Below are 22,138 nucleotides of genomic sequence, written 5' to 3' on the forward strand. Positions count from 1 at the left end.
GACCGGACCCGCAACGACGGGTAACGCGCGGGTGAACGGGGAGAGGACGGACGGAGGCGGAGGCTTCGTCTGTTGCACTTCTTCGACGACCGGCGCAGAATTGCAGCATGGCCGACGGCGACAACACCCGCGAATTCGATCCCGACATCGTCACCGACTTCCGGGAGCGGATGTCGTACGGCTCCTACCTCGACCTCGGCACGTTGCTGAGCGCCCAGCGCCCGGTCAGCACCCCGGAGCACCACGACGAACTGCTGTTCATCATCCAGCACCAGACCACCGAGCTCTGGCTGAAGCTCGTCCTCCACGAGCTGGAGTCGGCCAGGGATCTGCTCCGCGCCGACGACCTCCACCCTGCACTCAAGCGCATCGCCCGGGTGAAGCACATCCAGCGCACCCTCACCGAGCAGTGGTCCGTTCTCGCAACGCTGACTCCGACCGAGTACGCCGAGTTCCGCGGCTTCCTCGGCAACTCGTCCGGCTTCCAGTCGTACCAGTACCGAGCGGTGGAGTTCGTGCTCGGCAACAAGAACCGGCGCATGCTCAGCGTGTTCGAGAGCGACCCCGTCGCGCACACCCTCCTCGCCGAGCTGCTGGACGCGCCCAGCATCTACGACGAGTTCCTGCGGTATCTGTCCCGCGCGGGGTCCGCCGTTCCGGCCTCCCTCCTGGAGCGCGACGTCACCCAAGCGCACGTCTTCACGTCGGAGCTCGTGCCGGTCTTCCGCGAGATCTACGAGCACGCGAACGACCACTGGAGCGAGTACGAGGCGTGCGAGGAGTTCGTCGACCTGGAGGACAACTTCCAGCTCTGGCGGTTCCGTCACCTGAAGACGGTGCAGCGCACCATCGGCATGAAGAGCGGAACCGGCGGTTCGAGCGGTGCCGGGTTCCTGCAGAAGGCGCTCGAATTGACCTTCTTCCCCGAGCTGTACGCCGTGCGCACCGAGATCGGCGCCCCCGAATGACCCGGTCTGTCGTCCCGGCCGAACCGAGCGGCAGCGAAATGGCCGAGGCGTACCTCACCGTCGACGCCGTCTGGAACGGCCGTCGTCTGCTCGGCGAGACCACCTTCCGTAGCGACGGCGAGCGCCTGCACCCTGTCGAGGACGTCCCCGTCAGCGCCCGGGCGCGTCACCACCGTCTCGACGGCACCCTCTTCCCGCGACTGACCGACCACCACACGCACCTCGGTCTCACCGACCAGCACGGTCTGTTCACCGGCGGAATCACGCACGCGATCGATCTCGGTTGGGTTCCCTCCGTGGCCGCAGGCTGGCTCGCCGACGACCTGGCGCGGCCGTCGGTCGCCATCGTCGGCTCCCTGATCACCTGCGAGGGCGGCTACCCGGTCAACGCCGGGTGGGGGCCGCCGGGCTCCTCGACGGAGGTCGGCGGCGAACGGGAGGCCCGGCGGGCGGTGCGTGCGAATGTCATGCTCGGAGCCTCCCGCATCAAGGTCACCCTCAACACCGAGGCGGGCGAAACGGTGGATGACCGCGTCCTCCACGGAATTGTGAGCGAATCCCACGCGCAGGGCGTCCCGGTCACGGTCCACGTCGAGGGCGAAGGGCAGACCGCCCGCGCGGTCGCCGCGGGAGCCGATCAGCTCGCGCACGCACCGTTCGCCGAACGCCTCGACGACGACCTGATCGCCGAGTGCGCCCGCCGAGGGATGAGCTGGGTGAGCACCCTGGACATCCACGGCTGGGGCGACCCCACCGAACAGCACCGCATCGCCTCGGACAACATCCGCCGCTTCGTCCGGGCGGGCGGCGCCGTCCTCTACGGAACCGACCTGGGCAACGGCCCGCTGCCGGTGGGGGTCAACGCCCGCGAGCTGAAAGCGCTGCTCGCCGCCGGAATGTCGCCGGAGGCCGTGCTGCGGTCGATCGCGGGCCTCCGCCACGCCGACGACGACCGTCTGCCGACCATCGGCCCGCGCCTCGCCTGGGTGCCCGGCGGGCCTCCCGCGACCGACCTCGCCGAAGGCCTCCCCGACTGGCTCGCCACCGCCAACGGCCTCACCGTCCGGCGGCTCATGGCCTGGGCCGACGGCGATCATCCCGACGACACCCACCACTCCGACCACTCCGACCACTCCGACCACCCCGACCACCGCGAGGACGACGCATGACCGACTTCGACACCGCACCCTCCCCCACCCTCGCGCCCGACCCCCTGAGCGCCGCCCGGGAACGCGATGCGTCCGACCCGCTCGCCGCTTTCCGGGGCCGCTTCGTCGGCCTCGACGACGGCAGCTCTCAGGTCACCGCGTACTTCGACGGCAACTCGCTCGGCCGCCCCACTCGTGCGAGCGTGGAGCGCATCCACCGCTTCCTCCTCGACGGCTGGGCCGACCGGCTGATCCGCGGCTGGGACGAGGAGTGGATGGAGCTGCCGTTCACCATCGGCGACGAGCTCGGCCGCGTGGCGCTCGGCGCAGCCCCGGGCCAGACGTTCATCGGCGACTCGACGACCGTCCTCCTCTACAAGCTGGCGCGCGCCGCCGTCGACGCGCTCCCCCAGCGCAGCGAGATCGTGCTCGACACCGACAACTTCCCCACCGACCGCTACCTGCTCGACGGGATCGCCCGGGAGCGCGGCCTCCGCCTGGTCTGGATCGAGGCGGACACCGAAGCAGGCGTCACGCCGGAGCAGGTCGCCGCGGCCGTCGGCCCGCACACCGCGCTCGTCGTGCTCAGCCACGTCGCCTACCGTTCCGGCTTCCTGGCCGACCTGCCCGCGATCACCCGCATCGTCCACGACGCCGGCGCCCTCGTGCTGTGGGACCTCTGCCACTCGGCCGGATCGGTGCCGGTCGACCTCGACGCCGCCGACGTCGACCTCGCCGTCGGCTGCACCTACAAGTACTTGAACGGCGGCCCCGGCTCGCCGGCCTTCGGCTACGTGAACGCGCGCCTCATCCCGACGCTGACCCAGCCGATCCAGGGCTGGATGGGCGCGCGCGACGTGTTCCTGATGGGCCCCGAGTATCAGCCGGCGGAGGGCGTGCGACGGTTCCTCAGCGGCACCCCGCCGATCGTCGGGATGCTCGCCATGCGCGACACGATCGCGATGATCGGTGAGGCCGGCATCGAGGCGGTCCGCGCGAAGTCGGTGGCGCTGACAGAGTTCGCGGTCGCCCTGGCCGAGGAGTGGCTGACCCCGCTCGGCGTGACGCTCGCAAGCCCGCGCGACCCGGAACGGCGCGGCGGCCACATCACCCTCGACCACCCGGCCATGCGTGACGTGACGGCGCTGCTGTGGCAGCGGGACGTCATCCCGGACTACCGCGACCCCGAGGGACTGCGCGTCGGACTCTCCCCGTTGAGCACGAGCTTCGAGGAGGTCTGCGCCGGGATGGCCGCGGTCCGGGACGCGCTGGGCGAACTCACGCATGACTGACGTCGCGGGCGGCCGCGACGACCTGGAGGCGACGACTGGAAGCGCGACGGCGCTCCTCCGAACCGTGGTCGGGAACGTGCTGCGGCCCATCGGCGGCTGGATGAGCGCCGCGGGCGCCGTGCGGCTCATGGATGCGCTGGGAGTCCCGGCGGCAACCGCCCGCTCCAGCCTCGCGCGACTCTGTGCACGCGGCGTGCTGCGACGGGAGCCGCGCGGCGGGGGTGCCGGATACGCGCTGGAGCCTGCGGCCATCCCGATGCTGGAGCGCGGCGACGCCCGCATCTTCGGCGAGCGCGCGGAGGCCCAGGCCTGGTGCCTGCTGTCGTTCTCGTTCCCGGAGCGCCGGCGCAGCAGCCGGGACCGCCTCCGCCGCCGCCTCGCCGCGCTCGGGTGCGGCACGGTGGCCGACGGCCTGTGGATCGCGCCGGCGGCATTGGAGGACGAGGTCGCCGCGACCGCGAGGGAGATCGCCGCCGAGGCCGAGATCGTGCTGTTCGCCGACGCCGCTCCGCGCGGGGACCTGGCCGCCGGGCTGGCGCGCTGGTACGACCTCCTCTCGATCCGGCAGGCGCACGAGGTGTTCCTCTCACACTTCGCCGATGCATCTGCGCCTTCCGACGACGAGCAGGCGTTCGCCCTGTGGATGCGCGCCCTCGACGAGTGGCGCGTCATCCCGTACCGCGACCCCGGCCTCCCCGCCTCCGCTCTGCCCGGCGACTGGCCGGGAGCGGCCTCCGCTGCCCTCTTCCGCCGCCTTCGCCACGACCTGGAGGGCCGCGCGATCGCCCACGCCGCCGCCGTCGCCGCCGGGATGCCCTCGTCTGACCGCACTGTCGGAGTCGCACGGTAGAATCGATCGCGAACCCCCACCCTTGTCGCCCCGAGTGAGCGGAGTATCCCCGTGCCGACCATCGTTGTTGAAGTGATGCCCAAGGCCGAGCTGCTCGACCCGCAGGGCAAGGCGGTCGCCGGAGCGCTGGCCCGCACCGGCCGCGGGCGCGTCACCGGCGTGCGCGTCGGCAAGCGCTTCGAGCTCACCGTCGACGGTCCGATCGACGACGAGGTGCGCGCGACGGTCGAGGAGATCGCGGGCGAGATCCTCTCCAACTCGGTCATCGAAGACGTGGTGGGCATCCACTACCCCGCCGAGGTCGACGCCTGATGCGCATCGGAGTCATCACCTTCCCCGGGTCGCTCGACGATCGGGATGCACTGCGGGCTGTCCGCCTGGCCGGCGCCGAGCCGGTCGCCCTCTGGCACGGCGAGCACGACCTCCAGGGCGTCGACGCCCTCGTCCTGCCGGGCGGCTTCAGCTACGGCGACTACCTGCGCTGCGGAGCCATCGCCTCCCTCTCGCCGATCATGACCGAGCTCGTGGACGCGGCCGCGAAGGGCATGCCCGTTCTCGGCATCTGCAACGGCTTCCAGATGCTGGCGGAGGCGCATCTCGTCGCGGGCGGCCTGATCCGCAACGACCACGGCAACTTCGTCCGCCGCGACCAGCACCTGATCGTCGAGAACACGTCCACCCCGTGGACCAGCGGCTTCGAGCAGGGCCAGGAGATCGTCATCCCGCTCAAGAACGGCGAGGGCGGCTTCATCGCCTCGGCCGACGAGCTCGCCCGCCTCGAGGGCGAGGGGATGGTCGTGTTCCGCTACGCGGGCGTCAACCCGAACGGCTCCCTCAACGACATCGCCGGCGTTCGCAACGAGCGCGGCAACGTGGTCGGCCTCATGCCGCATCCCGAGCACGCGGTCGAGCCCGGCTTCGGGCCCGACACCCGCGACGCAATGCGCTCGGGGACGGACGGGCTCACGTTCTTCACGTCGGTCATCCGCTCCACCCTCGTCGAGGCCTGACACCCGCCCTTCGGTCGGCATCCGCCCTCTCCCGACGATGCCCGAGCAGGCGGACCCACCGCTCGCTGCCGGTAGACTGAACGCATCCCCGCCCAGCCCCGCCCCGACTGGAGTGCCCGCGTGACCGACACCACCACCACGCACGTCGTCGACACCGTCGCGAACGCGACCGAGACCCCGGAGCGGGAGCAGCCCTTCGCGGCACTCGGGCTCAAGGAGGACGAGTACGCGCGGATCCGCGAGATCCTCGGCCGCCGCCCCACCAGCGGCGAGCTGGCCATGTACTCGGTGATGTGGTCCGAGCACTGCTCGTACAAGTCGTCGAAGATCTACCTGCGCCAGTTCGGGCAGAAGGTCAGCCCCGCCATGAAGAAGAACCTCATGGTCGGCATCGGCGAGAACGCGGGCGTCGTCGACGTCGGCGAGGGATGGGCCGTCACCTTCAAGGTGGAGTCGCACAACCACCCGTCGTACATCGAGCCGTTCCAGGGCGCCGCGACCGGCGTCGGCGGCATCGTCCGCGACATCATCTCCATGGGCGCCCGTCCGGTCGCCGTCATGGACCAGCTGCGCTTCGGCGCCATCGACAGCCCCGACACCGCCCGGGTCGTGCACGGAGTCGTGTCCGGCATCTCGTTCTACGGCAACTGCCTCGGCCTTCCGAACATCGGCGGCGAGACCTACTTCGACCCGGTGTACCAGGGCAACCCGCTCGTCAACGCGCTGTCCGTCGGCGTCCTGCGTCACGAAGACCTGCACCTCGCGAACGCGTCCGGCGCCGGCAACAAGGTCGTGCTGTTCGGCGCGCGCACCGGCGGCGACGGGATCGGCGGGGCCAGCATCCTGGCGTCCGACACGTTCTCCGCGGGCGGCCCGACGAAGCGCCCGGCCGTCCAGGTGGGCGACCCGTTCGCCGAGAAGGTGCTCATCGAGTGCTGCCTGGAGCTGTTCCGCGACAAGCTCGTCGAGGGCATCCAGGACCTCGGCGCTGCCGGTATCTCCTGCGCGACCAGTGAGCTGGCCTCCAACGGCGACGGCGGGATGTTCATCGAGCTCGACAAGGTGCTGCTGCGCGACCCGAGCCTCACGGCAGAGGAGATCCTCATGTCGGAGAGCCAGGAGCGCATGATGGCGGTCGTCAAGCCGGAGCTGCTCGACGCCTTCCTCGCCGTAACGGCGAAATGGGATGTCGAGACCAGCGTGCTGGGCGAGGTCACCGAGACCGGCCGCCTCGTCATCAACTGGAAGGGCGAGGAGATCGTCAACGTCGACCCGCGCACAGTCGCGGTCGACGGCCCGGTGTACGAGCGCCCCGTCGCCTACCCGACCTGGATCGACGCCCTGCAGGACGACAGCGCCTCCGTCCTCCCCCGCCCCACCACCCGAGACGAGCTGCGCGAGCAGACGCTGGCCCTGCTCGGCAGCGCCAACCTGGCCGACAAGGGCTGGATCACCGACCAGTACGACTACTTCGTCGGCGGAAACACGGCGCTCGCCTTCCCGGACGATGCCGGCATGATCCGCGTCGACGAGGAGTCCGGCCTGGGCTTCGCCATCGCCACGGACGCGAACGGCCGCTACTGCCAACTCGACCCCAAGCAGGGCGCCAAGCTCGCCCTCGCCGAGGCGTACCGCAACGTCGCCGCCTCCGGCGCCACCCCGGTCGCGGTCACCGACTGCCTCAATTTCGGCAGCCCGGAGAACCCCGAGGTCATGTGGCAGTTCTCGCAGGCCGTCGAAGGCCTGTCCGACGCCTGCCTGGAGCTGGAGATCCCCGTCACCGGCGGAAACGTCTCCTTCTACAACCAGACCGGAGACACCCCGATCTTCCCGACCCCCGTGGTCGGCGTGCTCGGCGTGATCGACGATGTGGCCCGCCGCATTCCGGCCGGCTGGCAGGACGAGGGCGAGAACATCTACCTCCTCGGCACCACGCACGAGGAGCTCGACGGCTCCGCCTGGGCGGGCACCATCCACGGCCACCTCGGCGGCCGCCCGCCCGCGGTCGACTTGGCCGCGGAGCGCTCGCTGGCCGAGGCCCTGCACGCCGCCTCCCTCGAAGGACTCGTCTCGTCGGCCCACGACCTGGCCGACGGCGGCCTCGCCCAGGCACTCGCCGAGAGCGTGATGCGGTTCGGCGTCGGAGCGCGTGTGTGGCTCACCGAGATCGAGGAGCGCGACGGCGTGGATGCGGCGACGGCACTGTTCTCGGAGTCGACCGCACGCATGATCGTCACCGTCCCGCGCGAGGACGACGTCAAGTTCCGCGGCCTGTGCGCCGGTCGCGGCATCCCCGCGCTGCGCATCGGCGTGACGGACGCCGAGGTCGGCGCCCAGCCGGTGCTCGAGGTGCAGGACGTCTTCACGATCGGCCTGGAGGAGCTCCGCGGCGTCCACCGCTCCACCCTCCCCGAGCACTTCGGCCCCACCGTCGCCTGACCCGTCGTTCGTGCTCGAGTGGTGAGCAGATGTCGCAATTCGTCGAGAATTCGCGCATCTACTCACCGTTCGGCGCTGACTCGGCGGCGACGGTAGCCGCACCCGCGCGGGATGCGTCCAGCGGGCGTCCAGGGACGGTACGGTGAGCGCATGACCCGTGCCCGCGCCGACGAGCTGCCGACGCCTCCACTTCTCAGCCGGCGAGCCCGCCGGACCGTCTCCGTGATCGCCATCGTGCTGCTGTGCCTGCTCATCCTCGGCAGCCTGGCCTCCGCGTCGCCGTGGCCGTCCGCCCTGGCGATCCGCAGCGTCTTCGCGAAGGGCGCCGCGGAGACCGTTGCCGAGATGAAGCCGTACGTGCCGAAGAGCGGCGTGGATGCCCGCACCGGCCTCCGGTACGCCCCCGGCTCGCCCGACACGACGTTCGACCTGTTCCGGCCGTCGGGCGACTCCCGCCCGCTGCCGACGGTCGTCTGGATCCACGGCGGCGCGTGGATCTCCGGAGCCAGCGCCGACGTCGACCCGTACCTCCGCATCCTGGCCGGGCACGGCTACACGACGGTCGGGCTCAACTACACGGTCGGCCCGGAGGCCACCTATCCGACCGCGGTCCGCCAGCTCAACGAGGCTCTCTCCTACCTGGACGCGCACGCCGACAGCCTCGGCATCGACCGCACCCGGATCGTCCTGGCCGGCGATTCGGCCGGCTCGCAGCTGGCCAGTCAGCTCGCCGTCATGACGACGAGTCCCGAGTACGCGCACCTGCTCGGGATGACGCCCGCGTTGAAGCCCGACCAGCTGTCCGCCGTCGTGCTCAATTGCGGCGTCTACGACCTGGGCGCCCTGGCCAGCCTGACCGGCATCGATGGCTGGGGCTTCAAGACGGCGCTCTGGTCGTACAGCGGGACGAAGGACTGGTCGCAGACCTACGTCGGTTCCACGATGTCGACCGTCCAGCACATCACGCCGCAGTTCCCGCCGACGTACATCTCGGGCGGGAACGGCGACGGACTCACCTGGACGCAGTCGGTGCCGATGGCGGCCGCCTTGCGGTCAGCCGGGGTGGACGTCACCGAGCTGTTCTGGCCGGCCGACCACCAGCCGGAGCTGCCGCACGAGTACCAGTTCCATCTGAAGTTCGCGGAGGCGCATCAGGCTCTGGATGCGACCCTCGCCTTCCTGAAGCAGCACGCCTAGCGCGCCGCGGCCTCCTGAGCGGCGAGCTCTGCCTGGCGCCGCGTGAACAGGCGCACCCTCTGCTGGGTGAGGAGGATGCCCGCGATCACGATGACAGCGCCGGCGGGCTCGTTCCAGGTGAGGTGTTCGCCGAGGACCAGGATGCCCAGGGCGACACCAACGACCGGAGTGACGTAGGTGACCCCGGAGGTGATGGTCGGCCCCCAGGCGCGCAGCACGTTCATGTTCCAGATGTAGACGACGCCCGTGCCCAGCGCGCCGAGGGCGAGCAGGGAGAGCAGCACCGGCCAGCTGAAGGTGACGGGGTGCCAGGCGATCAGCGGTGTGAGCACGATCATGATGACGGCCGCGATCCCGATGTTCAGCAGTGCGCTGGTGGTTGCGGAGATGGCACGCGGGCTGATGAACCGGCGGATGTACCCGAAGCTGAAGCCGTAGCAGGTGACGGCGCCGAGGCAGGCGAGCTGGCCCCACAGGCTGCCGGCGAGCGCATCCACCGCCCACGGGCCCACCACGACGACTACGCCGACGATGCCGACGAGCACACCGAGCACCTGGTCGCGGTTCAGCTTCTCGACCCGGAAGGCGGCGGTGGCGAGGATCGCCGTCGTGATCGGCGTGACCGCGTTGTAGATGCTGGCCAGGCTGGAGGACACGTACTGCTCCGCCCACGCGAACAACAGGAACGGGATGACGCAGTAGGTGACCGCCACCACCGTGAAGTGCAGCCACACGATCGGCTCGCGCGGCAGCCGCGCCCGCATCACCAGCGCGATGACGGCGAGAGTGATGGCGCCGAACACCAGCCGAGCCCACGCGACCTGCCCGAAGCTGACGCCGGTGAGCGCCACCTTCATGAACAGGAAGCTGGCTCCCCAGACGAGCCCCATGGCGGCGAATTGCAGTGCGACCTTCACCTTCCGACGCTATCGGTCGCCACCGACGCAGGCCAGCGGGAATCGGACGAGGATGGTCCAGATCCGGCCAGCTGCGGCATCGATGCATTCGGTCAGTAGTGTGTCGAGAATCGGCGACGCGCTCCGACCTGTTGATGACCGCTGCCACCAGGCAGCGGACGGACCGAAAGGAACAACCATGAAGTACCTCATCCTGATGCAGGTCGACCCGGACGTGCTCGCCGCTCTGAACGACGAGCAGATGGCCGCGATCGGCGACGGTCATCAGAAGTTCATCTCGACCATCAGCGAGACGGGCGAGATGCTCAGCACCAACGCTCTCGGCGACCCGGCCCAGTCGACCGTTGTGCGCAGCCGGGGCGGAGTCCCAGAAGTCGTCGACGGACCGTTCGCCGAGACCAAGGAGTTCATGGGCGGCTACTACCTGGTCGATGTCGAATCGAAGGAGCGGGCGATCGAGCTGGCGAAGCAGATCCCCGATGCAGCCATCGACGGCCTCGCCCTCGAGATCCGGCCGGTGATGTACTCGGCCGGGGCGGACATGTGACGCAGAAGACCATCGAGGACCTGCTGCGCGAACTGGCGCCGCAGGTCCTCGCGGCGTTGCTCCGCCGCTACGGCGCCGGCCAGTTCGACATCTGCGAGGACGCCGTCCAGGAGGCCATGATCGCCGCGATCCGGCAGTGGCCGGGGTCGGGGCGACCGGACGACCCGCGCGCCTGGCTCATCACCGCCGCCCGCCGGAGGCTGATCGACCAGATCCGGAGCGAGACCAGCCGGCGCGAGAGGGAGCAGAGCCAGGCGCTGCTCGACCGACCGCTTGTGGACGCCCGGGTCTCGCAGGAGGACGACAGCGTCCAGCTGCTGCAGCTGTGCTGTCACCCGGCCCTCACCGTCTCTGCGCAGATCACCCTCACCCTCCGGGCGGTCGCGGGGCTGACCACGGCTCAGATCGCCCACGCATACCTGCTCCCCGAGGCGACGATCGCCCAGCGGATCAGCAGAGCGAAATCGCGTATCCGCGAGGCCGGGGCCGTCTTCCCGGCGCCGGCCGCCGCCGGCGACCGTCTGGATGCCGTGCTGGCCGTCGTCTACGTCATGTTCTCCGAAGGCCACACCGCTGCGTCCGGAGACCTGGTCGGCGACGCCGACCTGACGGACCAGGCGATCCATCTCGCCCGGGTCCTGCATGCCGCACTCCCGGACGACGGTGAGGTGGCGGGGATGCTGGCCCTCCTGCTCCTGACCGACGCCCGCAGGCCGGCCCGCACCACCCCGGCTGGGGTCCTGGTCCCGCTGGACGAGCAGGACCGCTCCCTCTGGAACCGGCCGTTCATCGAGGAGGGCATCGCGATCCTCGAACGGAGCCTTCCGCGCGGCGGAACAGGGCCGTACGCCCTTCAAGCGGCCATCGCCGCCGTCCATGCCGAAGCGCCGACGCCCGAGGCGACCGACTGGCCGCAGATCCTCGCGCTGTACCGGCTTTTGGAACGCGAGACCGGAAACCCCGTCGCGACCCTCAACGCTGCGGTGGCCGAAGCCATGGTCTCCGGTCCAGCCGCGGGTCTCGCCAGCATCGACCGGCTGCTCGCGAGCGGCCGACCGGTCGACGAACAGCGCGTCACCGCGGTGCAGGCGCATCTGCTCGAGCGCGCCGGAAAGACAGCGGAGGCCGTGTCCCACTACCGCGAAGCCGCGCGGCGCACCCGCTCGATCCCCGAACGGGACTACCTCCTGGCACGCGCCCGCCGCCTGGAGCACCCGAACCCCCGGTGACACCGGACGTACCGCTGCTGCGATGGAGCCGCTGCGACCTTCGTCTATTCGCTGCTCAGCACCACCAACTGCTCGGTCGCACGCGTCATCGCGACGTACCGGTCGACGGCGCCCTCGACACCGGAACCAAAACGATCCGGCTCCACGACCACCACCAGATCGAACTCCAGCCCCTTGCTCAGCTCGGGCGTCAGAGAACGGACACGCGGACTCGGCTCAGGCCGCCCGCCCGCCTCCGGGTCGACGCCGATGACGGCGGCGACCCCCTCGCCCAGAGCGTGCTGGGCGAGCCAGGTGTCCAGAACGTCCTCGAGGTCGGAGACCGAACCGTGGACGACCGGCACCCCGTTGCTGCGGATCGAGGTCGGAACGTTCGCGTCGGGCACCGCGGCGCGGATCACGGGCTCGGCCTCGGCCATGACTTCCGACGGCGTGCGGTAGTTGATGGTCAGTGAAACGACATCCACCTCCTTCAGACCCGCCCGATGAAGCCGGTCCTGCCACGTCTCGGTGAAGCCGTGCCTGGCTTGCGCCCGGTCGCCGACGATGGTGAAGCTGCGCGACGGGCAGCGGCGAAGCAGCATGTCCCATTCCGCGTCCGTCAGCTCCTGCGCCTCGTCCACCACGACATGAGCGAACGGCCCGGCGAGCGCATCGGACGGGACGCTCGGCAGGTCGGACTCGTCGATGAGACTGTTCTTGGCGTCATCCCGGCGCAGCATGGACATGACCAGCATCTCCGAGTCGTCCGCGGCGATCAGATCCTCGACGACGCTGGCCATCTGCTCCTGCTGGGCGGCGAGCAGCGCAGCGCGGCGCCGGGCGAGGGCCGGCGCCTCCGGGTCGCCGATCCGCTGCCGGGCAGCGTCCAGGTACGGGAGGTCCGAGACGGTCCAGGCCCGCGGGTCGGCTCGCTGGAGGGTCGCGATGTCGTCGTCGTCGATGCCCGGAGCGCAGGCGCGCAGATAGGCGGGCACGGACCACAGGTCGCTGACCACGCCCACCGGGTCCAGGAGCGGCCAGGCCCGCGAGAAAGCGCGGTTCAACTCCTCGTTCTGCACGAGCGCCTTCCGCGCCACGTGGGGAGGCACCTCCTCGCCGTCGAGACGGTCGATCAGGAGATCGAGCAGGGCCTCCCGGACCTGCTCGCGGGCCTGATTGTGCGGCGTGCCCGGTTCGGCAGCGTCGAACGCCTCTGCCCAATCGGCGGCGGTGAGCCGGAGTTCCGCCCACAGGGTCTCCACCGTCATGCCCGTGGAGGGCGGAATCTCGTAGAAGCGGACGGCGGCATCCATCGCCGACAGAAGTTCTCTGGAGGCTTTGAGTGCGGCGACGCGCGGATCGGCCTCCACACTCGCTGTCGGGCCCTCGGGGACGAGACCCCGGAGGGTGGAGATCTGTACGCTCTCCTCGCCCAGGCTCGGGAGCACGTCCCCGACGTAGGCGAGATACCCGTCGCTCGGCCCGACGAACAGCACCCCGTCGTCGCCGCGAGAGATCCGGGGGTCGGCATACAACAGGTACGCAGCGCGGTGCAGCGCCACGACGGTCTTCCCCGTGCCAGGGCCGCCGTCGACGACGAGGGCGCCGCTGGAACCGGCTCGGATGATCGCATCCTGATCCGACTGGATCGTGCTCAGCACGTCCCGCATCCGGGTGGAGCGGCTGCTGCCCAGGCTCGCGATGAACGCAGACTGGTCGTCCAGGGCGGCGTTGCCGGCGAGGCCATCCTCGGTGAACACCTCGTCCCAGTAGTCGCTCACCCGGCCACCGGTCCAGCGGTAACGTCGCCGGCTCGCCAACCCCATCGGGTTCGCGTGCGTCGCCGCGAAGAACGGCTCTGCTGCCGGCGCCCGCCAGTCGATCAGGAGACGCTTGCCCGACCGGTCGGACAGGCTCAGCCGTCCGATGTAGACGGGCTCGTCGCCACCCTCCGGCACAATGCGACCGAGGCAGAGGTCGAGTGTGAAGCGGCGGAGCACCCGGAGCCGGGCGGAGAGCCGGTGGATCTCGATGTCGCGGTCCATCGCCTCCTGCCCCTGACCGCCGGGCCGGAGGCGCTCAGCAGCGAGACGCTCCGTCAACTCGCCGATCTGCTCCTCCAGGCTGTCGGCGATCGCGGCGAAATGCGCGTCATCAGCACCGATGAGGCGGGCGTCACGCTTGCCGGCGAGTCGGTCGGGCAGGTCGAACGCGCTGGTCGTCAGAGTCACGAGCGACGATTCTGCCCTGCGAGGGGGCCCTTGCGGCAAGCCCTCTCCCCCCGGGTATCCTGGAAATGCGGGAGGGTTCCACTCCTCGCCGCACGGAACGCGTACGACAAGCGCGAGGCCGCGCGAGCCGTGCTCGGTCACGCGCCGATCGTGGAGACCAGCACGCCGCCCTCGGTCTGCAGCACCCGCCAGACACTGCCCCTGCCCGCGACCCGGAGCGCGCCCTCGCCCACGATCAGGGCGGTGCGCTCGTCGATCCCGAGCGCGCCCGTGACGAGCCCCGATTCGACCGCAGCAACCAGTCGGGAGAGCATGCCGCGCTGGGCTACGTGCACCTCCACGGCCACATCCACGAGGCCGACGCCCGGGTCGATCTCCAGCTCCTCGCCCTCTTCGTCGGGGTCCTCCGGCGAGACGACAACGCCGCCGATGCGCGAACCGCCCCCGAGCGAGCCCTCCGCCGCGATCATCGCGCCGGCCGAGACACCGAGGTAGGGCACGCCTGCGGCGACCATCCGGCGCAACTCGCCGAACAGCGGTTCGAGCCCGGCGCGCACCTCCTCGACGATGCCGCCCCCCACCGCGATTCCGTCGACGTCGGCGATCGCGCCGAGTCCGATCGGCTCGCCGGGCCGCCCCGCGGTCAGGCTCAGCTCGATCGCGGGTCCCGTTCCGGCCTCGGTCAGAAGCTCGCCGAGCGCCGCAGCCTTCTCTTCGGCCTCAGGGTGCAGGGAGATCACGGCGAGGCGCGGCCTCGCGCGGCCCGCCTGGCTCGCCCGCAGCGCGGCTTCTGCGACGAACGGCGCGTACAGCGCGGCATCCGCACTCGTGGTCGCACCGCCGCCGATGAGGTGCACGCTCATGCCGCGCCATCCGCAACCGTGACGCCGGTATTCTCGTCGTTCGCATCGAAGGTCATCTGACGAGGCTACCGGGGCGAGGCGGCCGACGGCCGAGAGGGGATCATGGGTCGGGAATACCTGCACACTCCGCACGTTGTATGCATTTGCATAGAAACGGCGAGAACAACCTGAGGAGCCAGTCATGCAGTACGGAATCTTCTCCGTCAGCGACATCACCCGCGATCCCGTGTCCGGCGAGACGCCGAGCGAGGCGGAGCGCATCGACGCGATCGTGAAGATCGCGACCCACGCGGAGGAGGTCGGGCTGGACGTCTTCGCGATCGGCGAGCACCACAACCCGCCGTTCTTCTCCTCCTCGCCCACGACCCTGCTCGCGCACATCGCCGCCCTCACCGAGCGGCTCACGGTGACCACGTCGACCACGCTGATCACCACCAACGACCCCGTGCGCATCGCCGAGGAGTACGCGATGCTGCAGCACCTGTCGAAGGGCCGCATGGACCTGATGGTCGGCCGGGGCAACACCGGTCCCGTCTATCCGTGGTTCGGTCAGGACATCCGCCAGAGCCTGCCGCTCGCGCTGGAGAACTACAACCTCCTGCACCGGCTGTGGCGCGAGGATGTCGTCGACTGGGAGGGACGCTTCCGCACGCCGCTGCAGGGCTTCACCTCCACGCCGCGTCCGCTCGACGACGTTCCGCCCTTCGTCTGGCACGCCAGCATCCGGACACCCGAGATCGCCGAGCAGGCCGCGTTCTACGGCAACGGCTTCTTCGCCAACAACATCTTCTGGCCCAAGGATCACTACGAGCGCCTGATCGCGTTCTACCGCGAGCGCTTCGAGCACTACGGGCACGGCACCGCGAAGGAGGCGATCGTCGGCCTCGGCGGCCAGGCGTTCGTCGCCAAGAACTCGCAGGACGCCAAGAACCAGTTCCGCCCCTACTTCAACGAGGCGCCGGTCTACGGCAACGGCCCGACGATGGAGGAGTTCGAGGAGGCCACCCCGCTCACGGTGGGGAGCCCGCAGGAGATCATCGACAAGACCCTGACCTTCCGCGAGTGGGCCGGCGACTACCAGCGTCAGCTCTTCCTCGTCGACCACGCCGGTCTCCCGCTGAAGACGGTGCTGGAGCAGCTCGACCTGCTCGGCGAGCACGTCATCCCCGTGCTCCGCAAGGAGACGGAAGCGCGCAAGGACCCGGAGACCCCGGACGCTCCGACCCACGCATCCCTGGTGGCGGCCAAGTACGGCGACGCAACCCCGCGTCAGCCGCGCCCGAACGCGAACCGCGGCGACAACGTGACCGGCGGGTCCCCATACCAGGACACCGAGCAGCAGGTCCAGGCGAGCACCCCCTCGCTCTGATCGCACGGCTCCGAGAGAAGGACGAATCATGACCACAACCACCGAGCAGCGACCGTTCCGCGTCGTCGTGGTGAACGCGGGAGTCAGCGACCCCTCGTCCACCAAGATGCTCGCCGACCGGCTCGCGCTCCGCGTCGAGGCGACCGCACAGCGCGACGGCCGGACCGTGGAGACCCTCCACCTCGACCTGCGGGAGGTGCTGCCCGAGCTGGGCGCCGCTCTGGCGTCCGGTCACCTGGGCCCGAAGTTCACGAAGGCGATCGAGGCGCTGAAGTCGGCGGACGGCATCATCGCCACGGCACCCGTCTACAAGGCCGGTCCGAGCGGACTGTTCACCTCGTTCTTCCAGGTGCTCGACAACGACCTGCTCATCGCGAAGCCGGTCACCCTCGGAGCGACCGCCGGGACCGCCCGGCACGCCCTGGTGGTCGATGGGGAGATGCGCTCGCTGTTCGCCTTCCTCCGCACCATGACGACGCCGACGTCGGTCTTCGCCTCCACCGAGGACTGGCAGGACAAGTCGCTCGGCACGCGGATCGACCGCGCCGCCCGCGAACTGGTGGTGCTGATGGAGTCCGACATCGAGGCGAAGATCACCGACACCTCCTGGGACAGCTACCAGCACGAGTTCGGTTCGGCCGGTGGCAACCAGCTCGGGATCGACCTCGGTTCCGACCTGATGCGCCTCGCCGCGGGAGGAACCCTCCCCGGCTCCCGCCGCTAGCGGCAACCGCCTTCCGTCCGCGAACAGGCGCCGGTTTCCGGGGCCTGTTCGCGTCCGTCGGGGCGACCTCTCACGGTAGGGTGCAGGGTAGAACAGGGAGGTCTTGCGGGTGGACGTTCTCAGCGTGCTGCAGTGGATCGGCGTCGTCGTGTGCCTCATCCTCGCCCTCTCCGGACTGCTGCCCGTCGTCGCGGCCGCGGCGACCTTCGTGGTGATCCCGTTCCACGCCTGGATCAACCACTACAAGAAGGCTGCGCCCTACCTCCCGCGCGTGGCCATCGTCGTCCCGGCCTGGAACGAGGGCGCGGTGATCGGCGCCTCCATCGACCGGCTGATGAAGCTGGACTACCCGCTCGAGGCGCTCCGCATCTACGTCGTCGACGACGCCAGCACCGACGACACCCCGGTCGTGGTGCGCGACCGCGCCCAGCGCTACCCCGGCAACGTGCACCTGCTGCGGCGCGAGCAGGGCGGCCAGGGCAAGGCGCACACCCTCAACCACGGCATCGCGAGGGTCCTCGAAGACGAGTGGATGGAGGCGCTCCTCATCATGGACGCCGACGTCATCTACACGCCGACGTCTCTGCGCCGGATGACCCGCCACCTCGCCGACCCGGAGGTGGGCGCGGTCTCCGCCTACATTTACGAGGGCAGCGAGGACCGCAACTGGCTGACCAAGTTCATCAGCACCGAGTACGTGCTGTCGCAGCCGGCGGCGCGGCGCGCGCAGAACGTGCTCGGCGCCCAGGCGTGCCTCGCCGGCGGCGCCCAGCTGCACACGCGCGAGAACCTCCTCGCCATCGGCGGCCGGATCGACACCACGACCCTCGCCGAGGACACGATCACCACCTTCGAGACCCAGCTGCAGGGCCGCAAAGTCGTCTTCGAGCCGCACGCGCACGTGCTGGCGGAGGAGCCGCGGGCGATCGACGGTCTCTGGAAGCAGCGCCTGCGCTGGGCCCGCGGCAACGTCTCCGTGACCGCCCGCTACGCCAAGGTCTGGTTCCGGCCGTCGCGCCGCCACCACCTGGGCGGCATCAGCTTCGGGATCGTCTGGTTCAGCCTGTGGCTGCTGCCGCTGATCATGATCCTGTCGTCCATCGGGCTGGCCGGACTGCTGTTCCTGCAGAACGAGGTGGCCACCGGCGTCTTCCGGGTGCTCTGGATCTCGGCCGCGCTCGCCTACCTGTTCGTGCTCATCCTCGGCTCGCTCACCGATGCCACGACGACGAAGCGCGAGCTCGGGCACGTCCTACTCTTCCCCGGCATCATCAACATGCTCGTGATGATCACCGCCCTGTTCCCGCCGGTGATGCTGGTCTGGCTGCCCGGCCTCTTCGGCGTCACCCTCGACGGACCGGCACTGTTCGCCATCACCCTGGCCATCTACATCTGGATCCCGTTCTCGATGGTCTTCGCGTGGCTGGCCCGGAAGTCGGAGAAGACCCGCGCCGGCCGCTGGCTCGCTCCTGCGCTCATCTACCTGGCCGGCTACGGGTCGCTGCTGTGCGCGATCACCTTCGACTCCTACCTCAAGGAGCTGGCGGGCGCGGAGGCCCGCTGGGACAAGACCGAGAAGGTCGGGCGCGTCGCCACGAGCTGAGCGCCGTCGTACCGGGGGACCACATCCCTCGGATGACGCCCCGCCGACCGGATGCGCCTTCCGGCCGATGCCGCCGGTCCGGCGCCCGGCCACGCTGGAGGCATGACTTCAGCACCGCCTCCCGCATCCGCTCCCCCGCCCTCCGCGCTCACCGCCTCCGGGCTCGTCAAGACCTACGGAACGTCGACCGCCCTGGCCGGGGTCGATTTCACGATCCGCGCCGGGGAGTCGGTGGCGATCATGGGCGCCTCCGGCTCCGGCAAGACGACGCTGCTGCACTGCCTCGCCGGTATCGTCCGGCCGGACAGCGGCTCGGTCGTGCTCTCGGCACCGCAAGGTCGACTGGACGTGACGGCTCTCGATGAGGCCGGCCGCTCACGGCTGCGACGGGAGGCGTTCGGCTTCGTCTTCCAGCAGGGGCTGCTCCTCCCCGAGCTCACGGCGGTCGAGAACGTCGCTTTCCCGCTGATGCTGACGGGCGCCGACCGCCGCGCCGCCGAGCAGACCGCCGCCATGTGGCTGGCGGCGCTCGGTCTCGCCGGACTCGAGTCCCGCCGCATCGGGCAGCTCTCCGGCGGCCAGGCGCAGCGGGTCGCCATCGCGCGCGCCCAGACCACCGGGGCCTCCGTCGTGTTCGCGGACGAGCCGACGGGCGCGCTCGACTCGGTGACGTCCGCCGAGGTGATGGATGCGCTGATCCGGTCCACCACCGATCGCGGCCGCTCGCTCATCGTCGTCACGCACGACGAGACGGTCGCCGCCCGCTGCTCGCGCGTGCTGCGGCTCGCCGACGGACGGATCGTCGACGGCCAGATCGCCGACGAGGTGAGCGCGCGATGACGACCCTCCGTCTCGCCTGGCTGTTCGCGCGTCGCAGCGCCTCCGCGCGCTCCACCGTCGTTCTGCCCGTCGTCGCCTTCGCCGTGGTCACCGCGCTGCTGCTGATCGTCGCGGGCGGAGCGCAGGCCTTCTTCTCGTGGACCGACGACCTGGCCGGTCTCTACCAGGCACTCGCGGTGATCGCCCTGTCGCTGCTGGTCGTGCCCCTCGTCGCGCTCGGCGGCTCGGCCGCCCGGCTGTCGGCGCGCCGCCGGGACGACCGACTGGCGAGTCTGCGGCTGCTGGGCGCCACGCCGCGACTGGTGACCGCGCTGACGGTGATCGAGTCGACCCTCCTCGCGCTGGTAGGCGCCGTCACGGGCCTGGTGGTGTACCTGCTGGCCGCCCCGCTGGTGGGTCTGATCCCGTTCCGCGGGGATCCACTCGGCATCGCGGTGCTGCTCGGACCCGGCTGGATCGCGGCCGTCGTGGCCGGGATCGGCGTCCTGGCCGCGCTCAGCGCGGTGGTCGGGCTCCGCGGTGTCGTCCTCTCGCCGCTCGGCGTGCGGACCCGGGAGCGGGCGCCGGGCGTCCACTGGGTGCGCGCGCTCGTGGCGGTGGCCGTCATCGCCGTCGTGGTCGCCACCCTGTCGGTGCTGGGCGCGGCGCCCGGCATCAGCGTGGTCATCGTCGTACTGGGCGTCGGATTCGGGGGAAGCATCGCCGTTCTGAACCTCGTCGGGCCATGGGTGCTTCGCGTCACCGCCTCCCGGCAGGCGCGACGGGCGTGCACGATCCGGCGTCTGCTCGCCGCCCGCAGCATCCTGGAGTCGCCGAAGGCCGCCTGGCGGCAGGTCTCCGGCGTCGCGATGACCAGCTTCATCGCCGTGTTCGCCGGTGTCGCCGTCTCGCTGATGGATGCCGCGGCGAGTTCGTCTGACCCGCAGTCGCGGCTGATCGTCGCCGACATCCGGACCGGCGTGATCATCACCGTCGTCGCCTCCTTCCTGATGGTCGCCTGTTCCGCCGGCGTGACGCAGGCGGCAGCGATCCTCGACCGGCGTGACCTCTACGTCAGCCTCGACCGGATCGGGATGCCCGTGGCAGAGATGAACGCGGCGCGGAGCCGAGCCGTGCTCGCGCCCCTGCGGATGGTGTCCGTCGGGTCGGCGGTCACCGCGGCGGTCGTGGTGTTCCCGCTCACCGGCATGAGCCTCCTGGTCTCCCCACTCACCCTGGCGATCGTCGCCGGATGCCTGGCCGTGGGCATCCTGCTGGTCTGGGCGGCGCTCCGCGCCACCCGGCCGGTGCTGACGCGCGTGCTCGCGGAGCCGTCGCCGAGCCTGTGACGGTGCGCCGGTCCAGTAGGGTCGATTCATGAGCGAGAACCGGGAGATGGAGGATGCGCTGGCTCGGCTGCACAGCATCCGGCAGAGCATCGACAACATCGACGCGGCGGTCATCCACATGCTCGCGGAGCGCTTCAAGTTCACCCAGCAGGTGGGAGCGCTGAAGGCGGAGCACGGGCTGCCTCCGGCGGACCCGGAGCGCGAGAAGGAGCAGATCCAGCGGCTGCGGGCGCTCGCAGAGGAGAGCCACCTCGACCCCGCGTTCGCGGAGAAGTTCCTGACCTTCATCGTCGCGGAGGTCATCCACCACCACGAGCGCATCGCCGGCGAGAACGGCCGGTAACCGCATGGGCTGGGATGCAGCGTCCCTGCCGGACGCCGGCGGCCGCACGGTCGTCATCACCGGAGCGAACGCGGGCGTCGGCTACTTCACCGCCGAACAGCTCGCGCGTGCCGGAGCGCACGTCGTGCTCGCCTGCCGTGATCCGGAGCGCGCAGAGGCCGCGGTGTCGGCCATCCGCCGACGGGTGCCCCGGGCGAGCGTCGAGGCCATGCCCCTCGACGTGACGGATCGACGGTCCATCGACGCTGCGGCGCACGCCCTGCTGGAGCGGGACCGGGTGGATGCGCTGGTCCTGAACGCGGGCCTCGTTCACCCTCCCCGCACCCGGAAGACGGACGAGTACGGCAACGAGCTGGTGCTCTCCACCAATGTGCTCGGCCACTTCCGGCTGGTCGCGCAGGCGCTGCCGGCGCTCACGGCGACGCCCGGGAGCCGCATCGTCACGCTCGGCTCGCTGGCCAGCCGAATGGGCCGCCTGCGACTGGACGACCTCCAGCTCGAACGCGGCTACACGTCGTGGCGCGCCTACTCGGGCTCGAAGATCGCCGCGCAGGCCTTCGGCTTCGAGCTCGACCGCCGGCTCCGGGCATCGGGGGCGGACGTGCAGAGCATCGTCGTGCACCCCGGGTACTCGACCTCCGGTCGCACGCCGGGCATCCGCGGGGTCAACACGCCGTCCCGGCTCAAACGCTTCGGCGACAACCTGCAGGCGGCCTGGACCCAGGGCAAGGACGACGGCGCGCACGCGCCGGTGCGGGCCGTCCTGGACCCGGCCGTCAGCGGAGGCGAGTTCCTCGGCCCGGCCCTCTGGACGAAGGGCGCGCCGGTCCACACTCCGGCCACGCGTGCCTCCCGGTCGCCACGGCTCGGTGCGCGGCTCTGGCCGCTGCTGGAGGCGGCATCCGGGCAGGCGTTCCCGCTGCCGTGAGTCCGCAGTACGCGGCCCAGCCGAGGGGACGCTACGCGTCGACGACGATGGACAGCAGGAGGTGCTCGGCGGGCACCTTCGCACGCAGGGCATCGCGGGCGGACGCATAGTCCGGGCCCTCCGCCTCGATCTCCTGGACGGCGGACTCGCGGATGATCGCCGTGGCGATCACCCGCCCGCCGCGCGGCATCGCGTTGTGCACCTGCAGGAGGTCGAAGCCGTCCGGCACCTGCGCCTCGATGAGGGCGCGAGCCGACCCGGCGTCGTCCGCCTCCGCGGTGAGCTCCTGGGTCGTGCTGCTCTGGATCAGACCGCGCACCTTCATGCTCT

General features: G+C 70.6%; 21 protein-coding genes. 17 read left to right on the forward strand and 4 right to left on the reverse strand.

What is annotated here, in order from left to right; all coding sequences use genetic code 11:
- Positions 1-107 precede the first annotated feature (107 nt).
- From kynA to SB754_RS14275, 8 genes are all read left to right on the forward strand, one after another.
- Positions 108-968 (forward strand): tryptophan 2,3-dioxygenase, encoded by an 861-nt coding sequence (gene kynA / locus SB754_RS14240; protein WP_410782962.1) that lies wholly within the window; start codon positions 108-110, stop codon positions 966-968.
- Complete coding sequence (locus SB754_RS14245; protein ID WP_410782963.1) at positions 965-2,137, forward strand: hypothetical protein; 1,173 nt, start codon at positions 965-967, stop codon at positions 2,135-2,137. The genes kynA and SB754_RS14245 overlap by 4 nt, the downstream gene beginning before the upstream one ends.
- On the forward strand, positions 2,134-3,408 hold the full coding sequence (locus SB754_RS14250; RefSeq protein WP_410782964.1) for a kynureninase: 1,275 nt from the start codon (positions 2,134-2,136) through the stop codon (positions 3,406-3,408). The genes SB754_RS14245 and SB754_RS14250 overlap by 4 nt, the downstream gene beginning before the upstream one ends.
- Positions 3,401-4,258, forward strand: coding sequence for a PaaX family transcriptional regulator C-terminal domain-containing protein (locus tag SB754_RS14255; RefSeq protein ID WP_410782965.1), 858 nt, complete (start codon positions 3,401-3,403; stop codon positions 4,256-4,258). Before SB754_RS14250 ends, SB754_RS14255 begins: the two co-directional genes overlap by 8 nt.
- A 51-nt stretch (positions 4,259-4,309) precedes the next feature.
- A complete protein-coding gene (purS, locus tag SB754_RS14260; protein ID WP_175336773.1) occupies positions 4,310-4,570 on the forward strand; it encodes a phosphoribosylformylglycinamidine synthase subunit PurS in 261 nt (86 codons plus the stop codon).
- On the forward strand, positions 4,570-5,268 hold the full coding sequence (gene purQ / locus SB754_RS14265) for a phosphoribosylformylglycinamidine synthase subunit PurQ (protein WP_410782966.1): 699 nt from the start codon (positions 4,570-4,572) through the stop codon (positions 5,266-5,268). Before purS ends, purQ begins: the two co-directional genes overlap by 1 nt.
- Before the next feature lie 120 nt (positions 5,269-5,388).
- Positions 5,389-7,707: a phosphoribosylformylglycinamidine synthase subunit PurL gene (gene purL, locus SB754_RS14270; protein WP_410782967.1), complete on the forward strand. Its 2,319-nt coding sequence runs from the start codon at positions 5,389-5,391 to the stop codon at positions 7,705-7,707.
- Between the two features lie 150 nt (positions 7,708-7,857).
- On the forward strand, positions 7,858-8,904 hold the full coding sequence (locus SB754_RS14275) for an alpha/beta hydrolase (RefSeq protein WP_410782968.1): 1,047 nt from the start codon (positions 7,858-7,860) through the stop codon (positions 8,902-8,904).
- Here SB754_RS14275 and SB754_RS14280 read toward each other — a convergent pair.
- The gene (locus tag SB754_RS14280) at positions 8,901-9,821 is read right to left on the reverse strand and encodes a DMT family transporter (RefSeq protein WP_410782969.1); all 921 of its coding nucleotides are present in this window, start codon (positions 9,819-9,821) and stop codon (positions 8,901-8,903) included. The two genes, SB754_RS14275 and SB754_RS14280, sit on opposite strands and share 4 nt — an antisense overlap.
- 178 nt (positions 9,822-9,999) lie before the next feature.
- On the opposite strand from SB754_RS14280, the gene SB754_RS14285 reads away from it, so the two are divergent.
- Both SB754_RS14285 and SB754_RS14290 read left to right on the forward strand, forming a co-directional pair.
- A complete protein-coding gene (locus SB754_RS14285) occupies positions 10,000-10,368 on the forward strand; it encodes a YciI family protein (RefSeq protein ID WP_410782970.1) in 369 nt (122 codons plus the stop codon).
- On the forward strand, positions 10,365-11,597 hold the full coding sequence (locus SB754_RS14290; RefSeq protein WP_410782971.1) for an RNA polymerase sigma factor: 1,233 nt from the start codon (positions 10,365-10,367) through the stop codon (positions 11,595-11,597). The genes SB754_RS14285 and SB754_RS14290 overlap by 4 nt, the downstream gene beginning before the upstream one ends.
- A gap of 44 nt (positions 11,598-11,641) precedes the next feature.
- On the opposite strand, the gene helR is transcribed toward SB754_RS14290, so the two are convergent.
- The gene (helR, locus tag SB754_RS14295; RefSeq protein WP_410782972.1) at positions 11,642-13,810 is read right to left on the reverse strand and encodes an RNA polymerase recycling motor ATPase HelR; all 2,169 of its coding nucleotides are present in this window, start codon (positions 13,808-13,810) and stop codon (positions 11,642-11,644) included.
- A 137-nt stretch (positions 13,811-13,947) separates the two neighbouring features.
- Complete coding sequence (locus SB754_RS14300) at positions 13,948-14,673, reverse strand: Type 1 glutamine amidotransferase-like domain-containing protein (protein WP_410782973.1); 726 nt, start codon at positions 14,671-14,673, stop codon at positions 13,948-13,950.
- Positions 14,674-14,854: 181 nt separating this feature from the next.
- Here SB754_RS14300 and SB754_RS14305 point away from each other — a divergent pair, with 181 nt between their 5' ends.
- The 7 genes from SB754_RS14305 to SB754_RS14335 all read left to right on the forward strand — a co-directional run bounded on the left by SB754_RS14305 (position 14,855) and on the right by SB754_RS14335 (position 21,808).
- Positions 14,855-16,042 (forward strand): LLM class flavin-dependent oxidoreductase, encoded by a 1,188-nt coding sequence (locus tag SB754_RS14305; RefSeq protein WP_410782974.1) that lies wholly within the window; start codon positions 14,855-14,857, stop codon positions 16,040-16,042.
- Between the two features lie 28 nt (positions 16,043-16,070).
- Complete coding sequence (locus tag SB754_RS14310; protein WP_410782975.1) at positions 16,071-16,766, forward strand: CE1759 family FMN reductase; 696 nt, start codon at positions 16,071-16,073, stop codon at positions 16,764-16,766.
- 124 nt (positions 16,767-16,890) lie between these two features.
- Entirely contained in the window at positions 16,891-18,369 is a 1,479-nt protein-coding gene (locus tag SB754_RS14315; RefSeq protein ID WP_410783328.1) for a glycosyltransferase, read from the forward strand.
- 102 nt (positions 18,370-18,471) lie between these two features.
- Positions 18,472-19,209 (forward strand): ABC transporter ATP-binding protein, encoded by a 738-nt coding sequence (locus SB754_RS14320; RefSeq protein WP_410782976.1) that lies wholly within the window; start codon positions 18,472-18,474, stop codon positions 19,207-19,209.
- The gene (locus SB754_RS14325) at positions 19,206-20,537 is read left to right on the forward strand and encodes an FtsX-like permease family protein (RefSeq protein ID WP_410782977.1); all 1,332 of its coding nucleotides are present in this window, start codon (positions 19,206-19,208) and stop codon (positions 20,535-20,537) included. Before SB754_RS14320 ends, SB754_RS14325 begins: the two co-directional genes overlap by 4 nt.
- Before the next feature lie 28 nt (positions 20,538-20,565).
- Positions 20,566-20,880, forward strand: a complete 315-nt coding sequence (locus SB754_RS14330) for a chorismate mutase (protein WP_410782978.1) — start codon at positions 20,566-20,568, stop codon at positions 20,878-20,880.
- 4 nt (positions 20,881-20,884) lie between these two features.
- Positions 20,885-21,808: an SDR family NAD(P)-dependent oxidoreductase gene (locus SB754_RS14335; protein WP_410782979.1), complete on the forward strand. Its 924-nt coding sequence runs from the start codon at positions 20,885-20,887 to the stop codon at positions 21,806-21,808.
- A 31-nt stretch (positions 21,809-21,839) separates the two neighbouring features.
- On the opposite strand, the gene SB754_RS14340 is transcribed toward SB754_RS14335, so the two are convergent.
- Positions 21,840-22,133: a hypothetical protein gene (locus SB754_RS14340; protein WP_410782980.1), complete on the reverse strand. Its 294-nt coding sequence runs from the start codon at positions 22,131-22,133 to the stop codon at positions 21,840-21,842.
- Between the last annotated feature and the right edge of the window lie 5 nt (positions 22,134-22,138).

The sequence above is a fragment of the Leifsonia sp. SIMBA_070 genome (assembly GCF_046534635.1).
Taxonomy (GTDB): Bacteria; Actinomycetota; Actinomycetes; order Actinomycetales; family Microbacteriaceae; genus Leifsonia.